The organism is Sphingomonas yantingensis (assembly GCF_014199325.1).
Lineage (GTDB): Bacteria > Pseudomonadota > Alphaproteobacteria > Sphingomonadales > Sphingomonadaceae > Sphingomonas > Sphingomonas yantingensis.
In genome coordinates this window covers 43,093-60,897 of record NZ_JACIJJ010000008.1, presented here as the reverse complement: position 1 = coordinate 60,897, position 17,805 = coordinate 43,093, and the positions used below count along the sequence as shown (strand labels likewise).

The following is a 17,805-nucleotide window of genomic DNA, read 5'->3' as shown; positions in this document are numbered from 1 at the left end:
CGCGAGCCGAGCCTCAGGATGCGCCGCCGCGCCGATGCCGAGCGGCCGGTGCGGTCGGTGACGGACGCGACGACCGCGAAGGCGCCCCCTGCCCCTGCCCCTGCCCCGGCCCCTGCCCCGGCCCCTGCCCCCGCACCGGTCGCCAAGCCGCAGCCGCGCCCCGCCGAGGCCGAGGAGACGGTGGACGTGCGCGCGCTGATCCGCCGCACCGTCACCAAGGCGGCGACGCGCGCGACCGCGGGCGAGATCACCGACGCGACGCTGGCGACGCTGCGCGCCGAATGTCCGGGCTGGGACTACCAGACGCTCCACGCCGATTTCCGCGCCTGGATCGAGGCCGACAGCGCGCGCACCCCCGTCAGCTATCAGGCCGCGTTCATCGGCTATGTCCGCCGCTTCGACGAAAAGCATCGCCACGAGCTTGGTCGGCGATAACCGGGGGAGGGGACGCGTTCCGCGTTCCCGAAGTGTCGGGTTGCCCGAGGCCGCCGCCGGAGCCAAACCGCGCCGCCGCGCGCCGACCCCATCTTTTGAACCTGCTTCGCGCCGATCCAACAGAAAGTGATTCAATCGCGGCGACCCCATTGCGCACCATCGACACTCCGGGAACGAGTTTCGCCCCTTCGGGAACGGCGCGACGATCCTTCTGGAACGCGCGCATCGATCCTTCGGGAACGAGGCATCGGCACATCGGGAACGGCACGGGCACGCCGACTCGCCGGTTTCCGCGCGCGAACGGCGTCGGCGGGCCGTGCTAACCGTCTAACCTCAAGGAAAAACCGTCTAACCCAGGTGATGTGTTCTTTGAGAGATGAGAGGGATCTCGCGCGCATTGATCGACCCGCTGAATCAATGGCGGCCGATTGAGTCAAACAATCCATCGGACAACCCCGCGCCGTCCCAATAGACCGGGGCAATGGCACCGCTCCACCCATTTCGCCCGCGATAGCGCAATGCCGATCCGCCCCGAGCATCGCTGGCTCTATCCGATCGACTGGTGCGAATTGTCGGCGATGGTCCGTTTCGGGCGAGCAGGGGGTCGGTGCGAGCATTGCCGGCGCCCGCACGGCCGGCGCGTGATGCACCTAGGCGACGGGCGCTGGTGGGACGAGACGCTGTCCGCCGGGGCAGGGGGGTGGCGCGACGGCCGGGGCCGGCGGGTCCGCGTCGACCCGCCCCGACAGCTTACGCTCGACGACGGGACGGGACCGGTGCCGCCGCGCACGACGCGCGTCGTTCTTGCCACCGCACATCTCGACCATGACCCCGGCAACAACCGGCTCCGCAACCTGGCCGCGCTCTGCCAGCGTTGCCATCTCGCCCACGACCGGCCCGAACATCGCCGCCGCCGTGCGGCCACGCTGCGCGCGCGCCGCGCGGTCGGCGATCTGTTCAGCTGAAGCCCGAGCGATCGGTCCATTAACGGACGCACCGACGAAGCACGTCACTTCAAATAGATAGACACACAACCACAGTTCCGCCTAAGCCATCCACTAGAACTAAAGGGGGATTGCATGGTCGGGGGCAAGTCGCGGGTTCACCGCGTGAGGGCGCGTGCGCTGGGAACGACGGCGCTGTTGCTGGGGATCGGCCACACCGGCACGGCCTTTGCGCAATGTGCCCCCGAACCCGCGACCGAGAACGGCATCGTCATCTGTGCTGGCACCGATAGCGACGGGCTTTCGGTCACGACGCGCGGCACGTCGGTGACGGTTCAGCCGGGCGCGCGCGTGCTGTCGAACGGGTCGCCCGCGATCGACTTCCGCCTGCCGACGGATGTGTTCGGCGCGCCGGTCCGACTGTCGGTCGCGGGGACCGTCGACGGCGGGCAAGCCGCGGGCGTGCGCCTGCTCGCGACCGCGCCTGCCTCCGGCTCCGGCTTCTCGACGGCAGAGCTTGCCATGACCGTGCTCGAGGGCGGCGTGGTGCGCGGCGCCAATGCCGTCTTGCTCGAGGGACCGGCATCGGGCTTTACCGGCGTGCGCGCCACGATCGACAATGCCGGGTCGCTGATCGGCACCGGCGGCATCGCGCTTCGCGCCGCCACGCCGGATCGCGCCAGCTTCGACCGGATCGTCAATCGCGCGACGGGGCGGATCGGCGCGATCGCCGGCCCGGTGGGGTCGCTCGACAATGCCGGCACGATCGACGGCGGCGCGCTGAGCGCGATCGATGTCGGCACGTCGTTCTTCGCTGCGTTCGGCAGCTTCGCGAACAGCGGCACGATCACCGCGGCGAGCCCCGCCGCGACGCTCGCGCTTGGGAGCAGCAACAAGACGCTGACCAACAGCGGCGCGATCGAGAATCGCGGGACGGGGGCGGCGATCACCGGCCAGGTCCTCGACATCACCAACGCGGCGAGTGGCCGCATCGCGTCGGCGGGCACCACCGCGATCCAGGCTGACACCGCGCTTCGCCTTCGCAATGCCGGGACGATCACCGGCGGTGTCGTCGTGTCCGGCTTCAGCGGGGCGACGATCGATTCGACCTTGGGAACGATCAACGGCGGGCTGCGGCTCGGCGACGGCAACGATATTCTGATCGCGCGCTATCTGGACGGGCGCGTCGTCACCGGCGTGACCGGTGCGATCGACGGGGGTGGGGGCACCGACACGCTGCGCGTCGGCTTCGGCGCGGACACGTCGCTCGCCGGGGTGACGCCGATCCCGACCGCGTTCGAACGGCTGACGCTGGCCCCCGATCTGGACCGGACCGTCACGCTGGCCGACGGCTTCCGCGCGCCGGGCATCCTCAGCCTTGCGGGCGAGGGGACGATCGTCAACGCAACGACGCTGACGGGCACGAGCGCGGTGGTCGCCGCCGACGAGTTCGTCTTCAACACCTCCGCTCCGCGGTTCGTGAATGCGGGCGTGATCCGCGCACTGGTGGCGAGCCCCGGCACCGCTGCCGTCAACCTCCAGCAGATCCGCCGGTTCGAGAATCAGGGGCGGATCGAGGCGGCGGGCGACGGCGTGTCGGTCAGCCTGGCCGATGCCGTCGTCAACACCGGAACGATCGTCGCCGGCGGCATGGCGCTGAGCGCGTTCAACGGCGACTTCGACAATCGCGGGACGATCCGCTCGACCGGGGGCACCGCGCTCGTACTCAACGGGTCGACCGGGTTCACGTCCGTCAACAGCGGCCGTATCGAGGGCGCGACCAGCGGCGTCACCCTGCGGACCGGCCTGCGCAACGAGGGGACGATCGTCGGGGGCAGCACCGGGGTCGCACTCGATGCCTATGCGCAGTTGCTCAACGCCGCCGGCGGGGTCGTCACCGGCGGGCGTTTCGGCGCCGCCGCGTCGCAATTCACCTTCAACGTCGTCGTCGCCAATGCCGGCACGATCAACGGCGATGTCAACGTGCGCGGCGGCGCGAGCGATCCGTTCAACGGCAATCGCTATTTCGCGCTGGCGGGCGGGGTGCTCAACGGCAATCTGACGCTCGGCCGCAACGACACGCTGATCGCCGAGCTGGCGAATGGCGGGCAGGGGGCGTTCGCGGGGATCACCGGCACCGTCACCGCCACCGATTCGCTGCTGCACTACCGCGTGCGCAGCGACGCCAGCGCATCGGTGACCGCGCCCGCGGGCTTCGCGAGCACGGGCTTCGACCTTTACAACGGCGCGGCGCTTGCCCTTTCGGGCATGTCGTGGCGCACGGTGCAGCTGGCCGGGAACGGCCGCGTCGACCTCGACGCTACGATCGCCACGATCGGCGCGCCGGCGCTCCAGCTGACCAACCTGCTCGTCGCCCCGGGTGAGACGGAGACCATCGACGCAGCGCTCGACGTCGTCAGCCGGGGCACGCTGTCGATCGATCAGGCCGACAACCAGCCTTACGGCTATGCCGCCGTCAATCTAGGCGCGGGCAAGTTCACCAATGCGGGCACAATCATCGCGCGCGATCGATCGACCAACATCTACAGCCCGATCAGCGCTATCGCCGGGTCGGCCGACATCGTCAACGACGGCACGATCGAGCTTCAGTCGGCGGTCGGCGTCTCCGGCGCCCGCTCGCTCGTCAACTCCGGCACGATCCGCCAGACTGGCGGCACCACCGCGTCGATCGGCGTGCGAAACGTCGGCAGCCTTGCCAACACCGGCACAATCGAGGTCGCGGGCGCGGCGGTGCAGATCGACTATTCGAGCACCGCGATCGACAATGCGGGCCTGATCGCGAGCACCGGCGGCGCCGCGATCGACCTGTCGCAATATGGATCGAGCTACGGCACGTCGATCCTCAACCGGGCGGGCGGCACGATCCGCGGCGGCGCGGGCGAGGCGATCCGGCTGAGCGGCGGGACCATCGACAATCGCGGCACGATCACCGGATCGGTGAACCTCGGCTACAGCCCATATGGCGGCAGCAGCTTCACGCCGAGCGTCTATTTCGCAAATGGCGGGACGATTTCGGGCGACCTGCGCTTCGGCGCCGGCAGCGACCTGTTGATCGTCCTGAACGACGTGACCGGCATCAGCGGTGCGATCGACGGCGGGGCAGGGGACGACACGCTGGTCCGTGCGCGCGACACCAGCGGGACGATCGCTCTCGGCACGCTGGCGATCACCGGCTTCGAGCGCGAGGGGGTGCGCGCGCTGGGCGCCGATACCGTCGTCACGGTCGCGGCGACCGCCCCGGTCGCGGGCGACCTTGCCCTGTCGGGGGACGGGAGCATCGTCAGCACCGCAACGGTCGAGGGGGCCGTCACGCTCGGCAATAGCGGCTTCTACGTCTTCAACGATCCGGGCGCGGCGCTGTCGCTTGCGGGCTTCACCAACCGCGGCGACTTGCGCGGCGGGGTGAGCGGATCGGTCGGCCGGTTCGTCAACGAAGGGACGATCGCGAAGGCGTCGAATGGCTTCTATTACGGGAATGCGGCGGTCGAACTTTCGCGTCGCGGCGATCTCGACTTCCGCAACCTTGGCACGATTACCGGCAGCACCGACAATGCGGTACTGCTCAACGCCTCGGGCTCGATCGCTGCGACCAACAGCGGCACGATCACGGGCGGCCTGTTCGCGTTCTCGCGGCCTGATACCAGTTATCCGGCGCCGGTCGCCGACCCGGTGACGGCGCGCACGATCTCGATCGTCAATAGCGGCACGGTCGTCGCGGTCGATCCGGCGGTACCCGGCGCGGACGTCCTGATCGACGCGCAGATCGCCGGGATCGACGGTGCCGGCGATGCGATCACCTTTGCCAACAGCGGCACCGTCGCGGGCGGCGTCACGCTCGCCGTCTATCGCGACTTCGGCTTCCCGGTCCCCGCCCCAACGGATACCGCCGCGGGCAGAACGCTCTCGGCGATCAATTCGGGGACGATCACCGGCAATTCGATCGGCCTTGCGGCCTATGTCGCCGGCTCGGCGAACGGCGGCGATACGATCGGCCTGACCAACAGCGGCACGATCACGGCCACCGGCATCGGCGGCACCGGCGTTTCGCTGGTGATCGACCGCGCCGGCCAGACCGCGGGCGCGATCGCGCTCACCAATAGCGGGACGATCCGCGCCAATGCCGGCGGCACGGTTGACCAGTTTGTCGACTATTGGACGGGCCTGACCTTCACGACCACGATCGCCGCGAACGCAGTGGTTGTCAGCGCGCCCACCGGCGCCGCGTCTACGATCACCAACGCCGCGACCGGCACGATCGAGGCGACCGGCGCCCTCTCCACCGCGATCGTCAGCGTTGGCGCGCTCGACCTTGCCAATGCGGGCACGATCCGCGGCGGGCAGGGGACGGTGCTTGAGCCCGGCGACCGGACGATCGGCTATAACGGCACCGACTATCTGGCGGGCGCGGTGCAGGCGCTGGGAGGCGAGGACGACCGTATCGTCAACAGCGGTACGATCATCGGCTCGATCGACCTGGGCGGCGGCGACGACGTGATCGAGAATAGCGGCCGGATCGAGGGCAACGTCTTCCTCGGCGCGGGCGACGACGTGTTCCGCCAGCTGGCCAGCGCGGCGCTGATCGGTACCGTCGACGCCGGGGCGGGCACCGACAGCCTCGTCATCGACGCGACCGGCGGCGGCGCGGTCAACGGCGACCAGTTCGTCAATTTCGACCGCTTCACCCAGGTCGGCAGCGGCAGCGTCGCCTATTCGGGCAATTTCCGGTTCGAGACGGTAGGCGTCAGCGGCGGCACCGTCACGATCGGCGGGGGCCAGACGCTGTCGAGCGCGGGCGGCACCGTCATCACCGGCAGCGAGGCGGACGAGACGGTCGTCAACGACGGCACCGTCGCCGGCAGCATCGACCTGTCGGGCGGCGCGGACCGCGTGGTCAATCGCGGGCGGATCGACGGGTCGGTTCTGCTCGGTACCGGCAACGACGTGTTCATCGACGCGGCGGGCAGCAGCGTCGGCGGGATCGTCGACGGCGGCGCGGGCGACGATAGCTATGCCGTGGTGCTGGCGGGCAATCGCAGCGGTATCGGCGCGCGAACGGGGTTCGAGCGGCTCGACGTGACGGGCGACGGGCGGCTTGCCCTGACCCTCGACCAGCGCTTCGAGGCGGTGACACTGGCGGGCACCGGGCTCGAACTCGTGCTGGCGGGCAACACGATCGGCACGGTCACCGGCTCGGCGCTGGCCGAAAGCGTGAGCGCCGACGGCGACCTCGCCTTCGTCAGCCTCGGCGCGGGCGCCGACACGCTGGCGATGGGCACGAGCATCGCGGCGGGTCGCTATGACGGCGGCAGCGGCACCGACGCGCTGCGCTTCACGGCGACCGGCCCCGTCACGCTGACGGGCTCGGCGACGGGCTTCGAGCAGGTGTCGCTGACGGGCAGCGCGCTGACCGTGGCGGGGACGCTCGGCAGCGAGGGCGCGGCGCTCGGCTTCGGTGCGGGCGACCAGCAACTGGCGGTCGCGACGGGCGGCACGCTGGCGGGCATCGTCGACCTGGGCGACGGCGCGGACCGCTTCCGCCTGGCCGCCGGCGGCACGCTGGTCGGCAGCGTGTCGGGCGGGGCAGGGGACGATCGCGCGACGATCGAGCTGGCGGGCGACCGCACGCTCGGTCCCGTGCTCTCGGGGTTCGAGACGCTGGCGACCGAGGGGCGCGGCCAGCTCACGCTGACCGGCACGCAGGGCTATTCGCTCGTTCTTGCCGACACCGATCTGGCGGTGGGGCAGGGGAGCACGCTGACGGCCGAGCGGGTCCGCTTCGGCACCGGCGACAATCGCCTCGCCGTCTATGGCGGCTTTGCCGGGTCGGTCGATGGCGGCAGCGGCAGCGACGCGATCCTCGTCGCGGGCGGCAGCGCCGCCTTCGTCGACATCGCCAGTGTCGAGCGGTTCGCGATGACTGGCGGCGACGCCACGATCGCGCGCATGGCGGCGCTCGGGACCGTGGACCTGACCGGCGGGCGTCTCACGGGGCTTGCCGGGTCGACGATCACCGCGGCGCAGCTCAACGTCGGCAGCGGCGCGATCCTCGCCTCGGGCGGCACGATCAACGGCAATGTCGCGGTCGCAGGCACGCTCAGCCCCGGCGCGGGCGTCGGCACGATGACCGTCAATGGCAACGTCGCGCTCCAGTCGGGGTCGCGCAGCGTCTTCGAGCTCGGCGCCGACGCCGCCGACCGGCTGCTCGTGAGCGGCGCGGTCACGATCGCGCAGGGGTCGACGCTTCAGGTAGTGCCCGTCGCGACGCTTCGCCCCGGCGCCACCTACGACCTGATCGTCGCGAGCGGCGGGATCACCGGCAGCTTCGGCACCGTCATCAAGCCCGACAGCCTGTTCGGTTTCGTCATCCAGCGCGCCGACCGGATCCAGCTGCTCGGCCAGTTCCTCGGCGATGCGGCCTTCACGCCGCAGGTGTCGGCGAGCATCGCCTATGCCAACACCGCGCTCGTCGCGCAGCCGGCGACGAGCCGTCTGTTCGCGGCGGTGCCCGCGCTTCTCGATGCACAGGGCAATTCGAACCCGGCCGCGTTCGCGCGGCTGACGCCCGAGCCCTATGCGACGGCGAGCCAGATCGGCGTCGACAATGCGCTGACGCTGACCGGCGCGGCCCGCGGACCCGCGTTCGCGACCGACGGGACCGACGTCCATGCCTATACCTTCGCGCAGGTCGTGGGGGGCTGGCATCGCCTCGGCGCCGACCGGGGTGAGGGCGTGTCGGCGGCGCGCGGCCGCGACTATGGCTTCCTCGGCGGGATCGGCGTCGGCAATGCCAGCTGGAACGTCGGTGCGTTCGGCGGCTATCTCAACAACCGACAGGCGATCGAGACGCTGGATGCGGTCACGCGGGCCGAGGGCTTCGTCGCCGGCATCCAGGCGCGGTACGCGGCCGAGGGCGGCTTCGGCATCAACGCGACGATCCTCTACAACGGCAGCAAGGCACGGACTGAGCGCGCGCTGCCCGGTGGGGTCGCGGCGCAGGATCGCTATGACCTGAACAGCTGGGTGAGCGACGTGTCGGTCAGCTATGCGGCGGCGGTGGCCGGCGACTGGGCGCTGCGCCCGCATGCCGGCATCACCTATGTCCGCACCGACCGCGACGGCCTAACCGAAGCGGGCGGCAGTCCCTTCGCGCTGACCGTCGCGCGCGACCGCCATGTCGCGGGCTTCGCCGATGCGGGGCTGTATCTGGGCCGCAGCACCGCCTCGACCGCGGCATTCCGGCCGTTCGTGTCGCTCGGCGCCCGCACCCAGATCGAGGGGCGGCGGGCCGATGCGCTGGCCGGCTATTCGGGGGCAGGGCTGGGCCTGATCGCGCTGGGGGCACAGCGGGCGCCGGTCGTGGGCACGGTCGCCGCCGGTGTCGACTATCGCCTGACCGAAACGCTCGGCGTCTTCGCGACCGCCGCGTCGCAAACGGGCCGCGACGATCACCAGGAAAGCGTGATGGCGGGGGTGAGGCTGCGATTCTGAAACGGGCGCGGGGGCTCCGCACGTCGATCTGCCGGCAGTGAACCGACGCCGGAAGATCTTCCCGCGCAATAGCACCAACACAATCCCTGATTGAACCTACCCTGGGGTACGGTCGTCGAACGAGAGGCAGAAAAGTGGCAAGGATTGAGGGCACCGCTGGGAACGACGTCTTGACCGGGACCGACGGGGAGGACGTCATCTACGGTTTCGCGGGCGACGATACGATCGACGGCGTTCTCGGTGCCGACCAGCTGTATGGCGGTGCGGGGAACGACCTTTTCAGGTTCAGTGCGGTTCAATTTAGCTCGCCCGCCCCAACGGCGGTCGGCCTGATCGACGGCGGTGACGACTTCGACACGATCGATCTTCGAAGCGTCTCGCCGGTCGTTCTGGGGACGATCCAGAATGGCCCGGGGCGCTATGTTGCCGGGATCTATGTCGGCAGCCAGAAATACGAGATCGCGAATGTCGAGCGCGTCTTGCTCGGATCCGGCAACGACTGGGTCAGCTTGCCGTCTAGCATCGTCGGCCTGGAGGTGCGCACCGGCGGGGGAAATGACGACGTGTTTGTCAGCGTCGGCATTGACCTTTTCCTCGATGACGGCGACGACACTGCCTTCCTCTCGGGTTTCACCAACGGATCCTACACGTCAGGTTCGATCGACGGGGGCACAGGCACCGATCTGCTCAAGACGAACATCGGGTTCGTCGTCGAGATGGGCAAAGGCTTCGCGACGAGTTTCGGTGCCCGGTTCACGATCAGCGGCTTCGAGAACCTTGAGATGAACACATACAGCATTCGGGCGGAGGGCCATGGCGACGACCGTGCAAACGTGATGACGGCCGCCGCCTCCACCCGAAACGATGACGTGGGTGTGTTGTTCGACGGAGCGGGCGGCGACGATACGATCACCGGGTCCCGCTTTGCCGACGAGCTATATGGCGGGAGCGGCGACGACCGGATCGATGGCGGTGACGGCGATGATCGGCTGTTTGGCGGTGCTGGTAACGACGTCCTGCAGGGCGGGGCGGGCAACGATGCCATTGATGGCGGTGCCGGCTTCGACCGGGCGGCGTATACCGGGCTCTACCGGACCTATGCCCCGTCGGTCGCCAATGGCACCCTCACGGTACGCGGTGGCGGTTCGGAGGGCACGGATACGCTGACCGGCGTCGAATCCGTGACGTTCAGGGACGGTGTGTTCCAGATCGATCCGGACGCGGCATTCGCGCAGGTGCTGCGCGTCTATGACACGGTGCTGGGGCGTGCCCCTGACCCGGTGGGCCTCGACTATTATGTCGACCGGATGGAAGACGCAAAAGTCCTTCTGGCGGCGGTGGCCAACGAGATTGCGGGATCGAAGGAGTTCCAGGAGGCGACCGGCGGGCTCTCGAACGCGGCGTTCGTCGATTATGTCTATGAGCATGCGCTGCGGCGGGCGCCCGATGCCGGGGGCAAGGCCTATTATACGGAGGCGCTGAACAACGGCATGACGCGGGGTGCGTTCGTCGTCGACCTGTCGGAGTCGGCCGAACACCGCGGCCTGACCGCCAGCCTGGTCGCCAAGGGCTTCTTTAATACCGACGACACCTTCCAGTCGGTCGCGCTTCTGTACGACGGCTTCACCAACCGGCTGCCCGACGCCGGCGGGCTCACCTATTATGCCGAGCGGGTGAAGGCGGGCGTGATGACGCTGGCCCAGGTGACGGCCGAGTTTGCCGGTTCGTCGGAGTTCGCGGCCGCAATCGCCGGCAAGAACAACGGCCAGATCGTCGATTACATCTATCAGAACAGCCTCGATCGCGCCCCGGACGCGGGGGGTAGGGCGTTCTACACCGATCAGCTGGACAAGGGCGCCAGCGCCGCGGCGGTCCTTCAAGACGTCGCGCTTTCCGTCGAACATTATAATCTGTTCTCGGCGCACATCCTGCAGGGCATTGACGTCATCGTGTGACGAGGGACGATCGCGCATGGTTGGGTGCCGCAGCCCGTCGGGGACCCGCACCGGGTCGACCAAATGGTGTCTGGCACTGTCGATCCGGCGGCGATTTCCGGTCGCTTCGGGCTGAGGGGCGGGCGTCGGACAAAGGCTGGCAATTGTCGTCGCACCACCCTAAGGGCGTGCCACCATCTTCCGACGGCGCCGAAACGCCCAGACGACGAAAGAGGATTACGTGACCAAGACTGCCATCGTTACCGGGATCAGCGGTCAGGACGGCGCGTATCTCGCAGAGAATCTGCTGGATCGCGGCTACACCGTCTATGGAACCTATCGTCGGACCAGCTCGGTCAATTTCTGGCGTATCGACGAATTGGGGATCGGCGGGCACCCCCAGCTCAAGCTGGTCGAGTACGACCTCACCGACATGGGGTCGGCCATCCGCCTCATCGAAACCTCCGAAGCGACCGAGATCTACAATCTGGCGGCGCAGAGCTTTGTGGGCGTGTCGTTCGATCAGCCGATCACGACGGGTGCGATCACCGGCCTCGGCGCCGCCTATCTTCTCGAGGCGATCCGCACGGTCAACCGCAACATCCGCTTCTATCAGGCATCGACGTCGGAGATGTTCGGCAAGGTCCAGGCGATCCCCCAGGTCGAGGATACGCCCTTCTATCCCCGCAGCCCCTACGGCGTGGCCAAGCTCTACGCGCACTGGCTGACCGTCAACTACCGCGAGAGCTTCAATATCTTCGGGACGAGCGGCATCCTGTTCAACCACGAGAGCCCGCTGCGCGGCCGCGAGTTCGTGACGCGCAAGATCACCGACACCGTGGCGAAGATCGCGCTCGGAAAGGCCGACGTGCTCGAACTCGGCAACCTCGATGCCAAGCGCGACTGGGGCTATGCGAAGGATTATGTCGAGGGGATGCGCCTGATGCTCCAGCATCACACGCCCGACACCTTCGTGCTCGCCACGAACCGGACCGAGACCGTCCGCCGCTTCGTCGAGCTCGCCTTCGCCGAGGCGGGGATCGAGATCGAGTGGTCGGGCAAGGACGAGAACGAAAGCGGCCGCGATGCCAAGACGGGCAAGACGCTGGTCCGCGTCAACCCGGCCTTCTATCGCCCGGCCGAGGTCGAGCTGTTGATCGGCGATCCGGCCAAGGCGAAGGCCGATCTGGGCTGGGAGCCCAAGGTCCAGCTCGAGGAGCTGGCCGCGCTGATGGTCGCGGCCGACATGCGGCGCAATCAGGCAGGCTGGTCGTTCTGATGCGCGTTGCCCTGACTGGGGCGCGCGGGTTCACGGGGCGTTTCGTCCGCGAGGCGCTGACCGCCGCGGGTGCAACCTGTGTCGCCCTGTCGGCCGACCTAACCGACCGGCAGGCGATCGATGCAGAGGTCGGGGCGACGCCGTTCGACCGTCTGATCCACCTGGCGGCAAAGGCGTTCGTCCACGCCGACGACTGGCGGCCGTTCTACGACGTCAACCAGATCGGGACGTTCAACGTCCTTGAGGCGACGGCGCGGCACCGTCCGGGCGCGCGCTGCATCGTGTCGAGCAGCGCGCAGGTCTATGGCCCCGCGTCCGAAGGGCTGATCGACGAGGATGCGCCAACCCGGCCCGCCAATCACTATGCGGTCAGCAAGCTGGCGATGGAGCATGGCGCCCGCTGCTGGGGCGACCGGCTGTCGATCGTCGCGACGCGCCCGTTCAACTATACCGGCGTCGGTCAGGACGGCGCGTATCTGATCCCCAAGATCGTCGACCATTTTCGGCGCAAGGCCGACACGATTGAACTCGGCAATCTATTCGTGCGCCGCGATTTCGGCGACGTACGCGACGTTGCGTCGGCCTATGCGGGCCTCGCGCTGTCGGCCGATACGCCGCCGCCGGTGCTCAACATCGCGACGGGTGCCGTTCATTCGATCGACGATATCCTTGATCGACTGACCGAAATCGCCGGCCATCGTCCCGCGGTCGAGGTCAATCCGGCCTTTGTCCGCGCCAACGACGTGGCGGTGCTGGGGGGTGACAATCGGTTGCTGCGGGCGGCGTTGCCGGACTGGACGCCCCGCCCGATCGCCGACACCCTCGCCTGGATGTACGCGGCAAAACCATAGAGGCGGCCCGCTTGATGACTGGAACTTCCCCCGGCCGGGACGTGATGGTGCTGCGACGGTCGAACACGCTCGTCTCGGCCGCGCTGCTCGGCGCGCTGTTCTTCCTGCCCGGCACGATCGGATTTCTTTTCGAGGCGGTGTCGTTCACGCCCGGGACCGTCGCCGCATCCATCGCCGCGTTCGTGCTGGCGGGGGTGGGCCTGATCCCGGCGTCGTCGCGCAACGTCCAGTGGTCGATCGGCACGATCGTCCTCGTGGCGGTGATCGTCCTGCTGCACATGCTCTTGGCCAACGCGATCGACAATGATCCGTCGTTCGACGTCCAGCGGGCGTTTCTGTCGCTCGCGCTGATCTCGATCGTGATCCTGGCGGTGCCCGCGGTCGCCGACACGATCGGCGTCGAATCGCGGCTTCGCACGATCGTGTTTTCGCTTTGCATCCTTTTCTTCGTCAGCATCATCTTCTCGCTGCTGCAGATTCAGCCGCCGACCCCGAGCCTGGGCGAGAAACCGATCTTTCCCTATACTGAGCCGTCGTTCCTCGGTTTCTCGGTCGCTGCGGTCCTGATCTTCACCGTAATGCGGATGGGCGTGGTCGCCAGGCTTGCGACCATCATGGTATTCCTCGGGCTCGGCTTCGCGCTTGCCAACCTCACCGTCATCGCGGCTGTCCTGCTCGCCGCGATGGTCGCATTGCCGCTGTCCTGGCTGGGCGGGGGGCTCGCGGTCTTCGTCGTCGCTGCGGCCAGCCTCGACCTCAGCTATTATACCGAGCGGCTCGACTTCGACTGGGCGAACAGCAACAACATCTCGGCTCTGGTCTACGTCCAGGGATGGCAGATGCTGCAAGAATCGCTCGAGCGGACCTATGGCTGGGGCGTCGGTTTCCAGCAGCTGGGCGTCGTTTATACCAATGTCCCGGCCTCGTTCCGCATCAATGCGCTGCTGGGCCGCGATGCCAATCTTCAGGACGGGGGCTTCATCCTGTCGAAGATCGGCAGCGAGTTCGGGATGATCGGCCTTGCGCTCGCCACCGCCCTCGTGATCGCCGCGATGCGCAGCTTCGCCCGGCTCCGCCTGATGTCGCGGCAGGCGGGGCGCGACATGCCGGACGGCGAGCTGTTCGCCCGCGCCTGTGTGATCGGCTATCTGATCGAGCTCTTGGTGCGGGGCACGAATTACCTGACCGGGACCCTGGTGCTGATGCTCGCCGGGCTTCTCTATCTGTATCGACTGCACGCGGCCAGGTCGGGCGGGGAGCGGCCGGCATGAGCACGATCGCGATCAATGCGATGATCGTCGAGGCGGGGCGGCTGTCGGGGATCGGTCACTATGCCCGGCAACTGGCGCTGTGGTTCGGGCGGCTCGGCCGCCAGGGGGGAAGCGACCACCGGGTCATCGTCCTGTGCCGAAGCGGCGCCGCGCACCATTTCGCGGACCTCGACCATGTGGAGGTGATCGAGGTGCCGATGCGCGGCGGCCGGATCGAGCGGGTTCTCCTCGAACAGTTCCGCCTGCCCCAGATCCTGCGTGCCGAGCGTGTCGATGCCGTGCTCAATCCGGCGTTTACCGGGCCTGTGCGCGGTGCCGCGACCGTGGTGACGACGGTACACGATCTATATTTCAAGGTGATCCCGGACCTGATGCCGCGTGCCCAGCGCCTGTTCCTGTCGGCGGCGGTTCCCTATTGCTGCCGTCGCAGCACCCGCATCGTCACCACGTCCGCCTCGACCATGCGCGACCTCGAGCACCATTATCCGGCCCTGGCCGGAAACGTTGTGGTCGTGCCGATGGCAAATCGCCTGCCGTCGCCCGCGGTCCTGCCGCCGGCGCCGGCGCCCGACGGCCGCGCCCCATTCGTCCTGATCGTGGCGGCGCTGACGGGCAACAAGAACCCCGGCCCGTTGGTCGAGGCGGTCGCGCTGGCCCGCCGGCGCTGGCCCGATCTTCGGCTCGTGCATGTCGGCAAGGACCCCGAGAAGCTGCTGGCCGACGCGATCCAGCGCTGCGATGCCGGCGAATGGACCAAGAGCCATAGCGGGGTCAGCGACGCCGATCTCGCCCGGTTCTATGAGACAAGCCTGTGCGTCGCCATCCCCTCGCTCGCCGAGGGTTTCGGACTGCCCCTGCTGGAAGCGCAGGCGGCGGGCGCGCCCGTCATCGCGTCGGACCGTAGCGCGCTGCCCGAAGTGGGTGGCCCGGACGGCGCGCTGTATTTCGATGCGACCGATCCCGTGAGCATCGCGGCGACGATTGAGGCACTGCTCGCCTCGCCCGAGCGGCGGCAGGCGCTGCGGGTGGCGGGGTTCGCTAACCAGCAACGCTTTTCTTGGGAACGCACCGCGCGGGCCATGTTCGGTCTGCTTCTGCACCCTTAGGATCGGGGGAAATGGCTTGAACTTTGCCGGTTTGCAGGCCAGTGGCCGCGCGACACTCCATCCGGACGAATCATCTTGGGGGAATTCATGAAGGCGGTAATTCTGGCCGGCGGCCTCGGCACGCGTCTGAGCGAAGAAACGGCCACTCGCCCCAAGCCGATGGTAGAGATTGGCGGGCGTCCGATCCTTTGGCATATCATGAAGCTCTATTCCGCGCATGGCGTGAACGACTTCCTGATTTGTTGTGGCTACAAGGGCTACGTCATCAAGGAGTATTTCGCGAACTACTTCCTCCACATGTCGGACGTGACGTTCGACATGGAGCGGAACACCATGGATGTGCATCAGCGCAAGGCCGAGCCGTGGCGCGTGACGCTGGTCGATACCGGCGAACTGACGATGACGGGTGGCCGCCTCGGCCATCTTCGCTCTTATCTGCAGAACGAGGAAGCGTTCTGCATGACCTATGGCGACGGGGTTTCCGACGTCGATATCGGCGGGCTGATCGACTTTCACCGTGGCCATGGCGGCGACGCGACCGTCACCGCGGTTCAGCCGTCTGGGCGCTACGGCGCGCTGGTGCTGGGCGCCGAGGATCAGGTCGACGGCTTCGTCGAGAAGCCGCGCGGGGATGGCGGGTGGATTAATGGCGGCTTCTTCGTCCTGTCGCCCAAGTGCCTCGACCTGATCGAGAACGATCAGACCGTCTGGGAGCAGCGCCCGCTGGAGACGCTGGCGTCGAGCGGGCAGTTGCACGCCTTCCGCCATGGCGGCTTCTGGCAGCCGATGGACACGCTGCGCGACAAGATCCATCTCGAACAGCTCTGGTCGGCGGGTGAGGCGCCCTGGAAGGTCTGGTCGTGAACCCCGCGCATTGGCAGGGGCGGCGCGTCGTCGTCACGGGGCACACCGGCTTCAAGGGTAGCTGGCTCGTCACCATGCTCCGGTCCTTCGGTGCGGAGGTCACCGGCTTCGCGTTGGCGCCGCCGACCTCGCCGTCGATGTTCGACGTGCTGGGCATCGAGCGGGATATCGAGCATGTCGTCGGCGACATTCGCGACGCCGCGCACCTCAACGCGGCGATGGCCGCGGCCGCGCCGGACACGGTGTTCCACATGGCGGCGCAGCCGCTGGTCCGGCAATCCTATGTCGACCCCGTCGAGACCTATGCCACCAACGTGATGGGCACGGTCAATGTGCTCGAGGCCGTCCGCGCGACTGCATCGGTCAAGCAGGTCGTGAGCGTCACGACCGACAAATGCTACGAGAACCGCGAATGGCCGTGGCCGTATCGCGAATATGAGGCGCTGGGCGGGTTCGATCCCTATTCGAGCAGCAAGGCCTGCGCCGAGCATGTGACGTCGGCCTATCGCAACTCGTTCCTGCGCGCCCGCGGCGTTCAGGTCGCGTCGGCGCGCGCGGGCAACGTGATCGGCGGCGGCGACTGGGCGAACGACCGCCTCGTCCCGGACTTCTTCCGCGCGGCGGACAAGGGCGAGCCGGTCCATTGCCGTTTCCCGGGGGCCTTACGGCCGTGGCAGCATGTGCTCGAGCCCGTCAGCGGCTATGTCACGCTTGCCGAGGCGCTTGCGACCCGCGGCGAGGATGCGGCCGAAGCATGGAACTTCGGACCGTCCGAAGACGACGCAATGACCGTGAGCTGGATCCTCGACCGGCTGACCGGCTATTACGGTGGCCCGGGCTGGGCCCGGGACGGCAACGAGCACCCGCACGAGGCCGGGCTCCTCAAACTCGACAGCAGCAAGGCGCGCCAGCGCCTGGGCTGGCGGCCGCGCTGGCGGCTCGACCGCGCGCTCGAGCAGACGGTGGCCTGGCACCGCGCATGGCGCGACGGGGCCGACATGCGCCGCACGACGCTTGACCAGATCGACCAGTTCATCGCGGCGCGCGTCTGATCCCGCCATGGCCGACCTCGTTCTGATGCAGACGCCGCTCGCCGGCCTTCTCGAAGTCGAACGGCTGCGCAAGGGGGACCATCGCGGGTTCTTCAGCCGGTTCTTCGATGCCACCGCCTTTGCCGGGGCCGGTTGGCCTGGCGGCGTCGCACAGATGAACCACACGCTCACCCAAGCGCCCGGCACCATTCGCGGCATGCACTTCCAGCATCGCCCGTATGGCGAGTGGAAATATGTGAGCTGCCTGACGGGCGAGGTGTATGACGTGGCCGTCGACCTTCGCCGGGCATCGGCCACCTATGGCCAATGCTTCGGCACCGTCCTTTCGGCACGAAAGGGCAACAGCCTGCTCATTCCCGACGGCTTCGCCCACGGGTTCCAGACGCTCGAGCCCGATTGCGAGCTCATCTATCTTCATTCCGTCGCCTATGCGCCAGACGCGGAGGGCGGGCTCGACGCGCTCGACCCCGACCTGGCCATCGACTGGCCCCTGCCGGTCGCGGCGCGGTCGCCGCGTGACGCCGCCCTTCCTCGCTTGAATCAGCAGACAGGTTATTGAG

The 17,805-nt window shown here is 68.2% G+C and carries 10 protein-coding genes and 1 pseudogene; all 11 read left to right on the top strand.

Features of this window, described 5'->3' with window-relative positions; all coding sequences use genetic code 11:
* A pseudogene (locus tag FHR19_RS17415) lies at window positions 1–435 on the top strand (replication initiator protein A); the annotation flags it as partial.
* A gap of 518 nt (window positions 436–953) precedes the next feature.
* A complete protein-coding gene (locus tag FHR19_RS17410) occupies window positions 954–1,400 on the top strand; it encodes a hypothetical protein (protein WP_184031210.1) in 447 nt (148 codons plus the stop codon).
* Between the two features lie 144 nt (window positions 1,401–1,544).
* The gene (locus FHR19_RS17405) at window positions 1,545–8,888 is read left to right on the top strand and encodes an autotransporter outer membrane beta-barrel domain-containing protein (RefSeq protein WP_343053328.1); all 7,344 of its coding nucleotides are present in this window, start codon (window positions 1,545–1,547) and stop codon (window positions 8,886–8,888) included.
* A gap of 134 nt (window positions 8,889–9,022) precedes the next feature.
* Window positions 9,023–10,843: a DUF4214 domain-containing protein gene (locus FHR19_RS17930; protein WP_343053327.1), complete on the top strand. Its 1,821-nt coding sequence runs from the start codon at window positions 9,023–9,025 to the stop codon at window positions 10,841–10,843.
* Window positions 10,844–11,063: 220 nt separating this feature from the next.
* Window positions 11,064–12,101: a GDP-mannose 4,6-dehydratase gene (gene gmd, locus FHR19_RS17395; protein WP_184031204.1), complete on the top strand. Its 1,038-nt coding sequence runs from the start codon at window positions 11,064–11,066 to the stop codon at window positions 12,099–12,101.
* Window positions 12,101–12,952: a GDP-mannose 4,6-dehydratase gene (locus FHR19_RS17390; RefSeq protein WP_184031202.1), complete on the top strand. Its 852-nt coding sequence runs from the start codon at window positions 12,101–12,103 to the stop codon at window positions 12,950–12,952. Before gmd ends, FHR19_RS17390 begins: the two co-directional genes overlap by 1 nt.
* A gap of 14 nt (window positions 12,953–12,966) precedes the next feature.
* Window positions 12,967–14,223 carry a hypothetical protein gene (locus FHR19_RS17385; protein ID WP_184031200.1) on the top strand — a complete coding sequence of 419 codons (1,257 nt, stop codon included), beginning with the start codon at window positions 12,967–12,969 and terminating at the stop codon, window positions 14,221–14,223.
* Window positions 14,220–15,329 carry a glycosyltransferase family 4 protein gene (locus FHR19_RS17380; RefSeq protein ID WP_184031197.1) on the top strand — a complete coding sequence of 370 codons (1,110 nt, stop codon included), beginning with the start codon at window positions 14,220–14,222 and terminating at the stop codon, window positions 15,327–15,329. The genes FHR19_RS17385 and FHR19_RS17380 overlap by 4 nt, the downstream gene beginning before the upstream one ends.
* A gap of 87 nt (window positions 15,330–15,416) precedes the next feature.
* A complete protein-coding gene (rfbF, locus tag FHR19_RS17375) occupies window positions 15,417–16,193 on the top strand; it encodes a glucose-1-phosphate cytidylyltransferase (RefSeq protein ID WP_184031194.1) in 777 nt (258 codons plus the stop codon).
* Window positions 16,190–17,245: a CDP-glucose 4,6-dehydratase gene (gene rfbG / locus FHR19_RS17370; protein WP_343053326.1), complete on the top strand. Its 1,056-nt coding sequence runs from the start codon at window positions 16,190–16,192 to the stop codon at window positions 17,243–17,245. The genes rfbF and rfbG overlap by 4 nt, the downstream gene beginning before the upstream one ends.
* A gap of 7 nt (window positions 17,246–17,252) precedes the next feature.
* Window positions 17,253–17,804: a dTDP-4-dehydrorhamnose 3,5-epimerase family protein gene (locus FHR19_RS17365; RefSeq protein ID WP_184031191.1), complete on the top strand. Its 552-nt coding sequence runs from the start codon at window positions 17,253–17,255 to the stop codon at window positions 17,802–17,804.
* Window position 17,805 lies beyond the last annotated feature (1 nt).

Excerpts from the sequence above, each read along its gene's own strand:
- FHR19_RS17385 (WP_184031200.1), top strand. The coding sequence starts at position 12,967 with ATGACTGGAACTTCCCCCGGCCGGGACGTGATGGTGCTGCGACGGTCG.
- FHR19_RS17380 (WP_184031197.1), top strand. The coding sequence starts at position 14,220 with ATGAGCACGATCGCGATCAATGCGATGATCGTCGAGGCGGGGCGGCTG.
- FHR19_RS17390 (WP_184031202.1), top strand. The coding sequence starts at position 12,101 with ATGCGCGTTGCCCTGACTGGGGCGCGCGGGTTCACGGGGCGTTTCGTC.
- rfbF (WP_184031194.1), top strand. The coding sequence starts at position 15,417 with ATGAAGGCGGTAATTCTGGCCGGCGGCCTCGGCACGCGTCTGAGCGAA.
- FHR19_RS17410 (WP_184031210.1), top strand. The coding sequence starts at position 954 with ATGCCGATCCGCCCCGAGCATCGCTGGCTCTATCCGATCGACTGGTGC.
- FHR19_RS17365 (WP_184031191.1), top strand. The coding sequence starts at position 17,253 with ATGGCCGACCTCGTTCTGATGCAGACGCCGCTCGCCGGCCTTCTCGAA.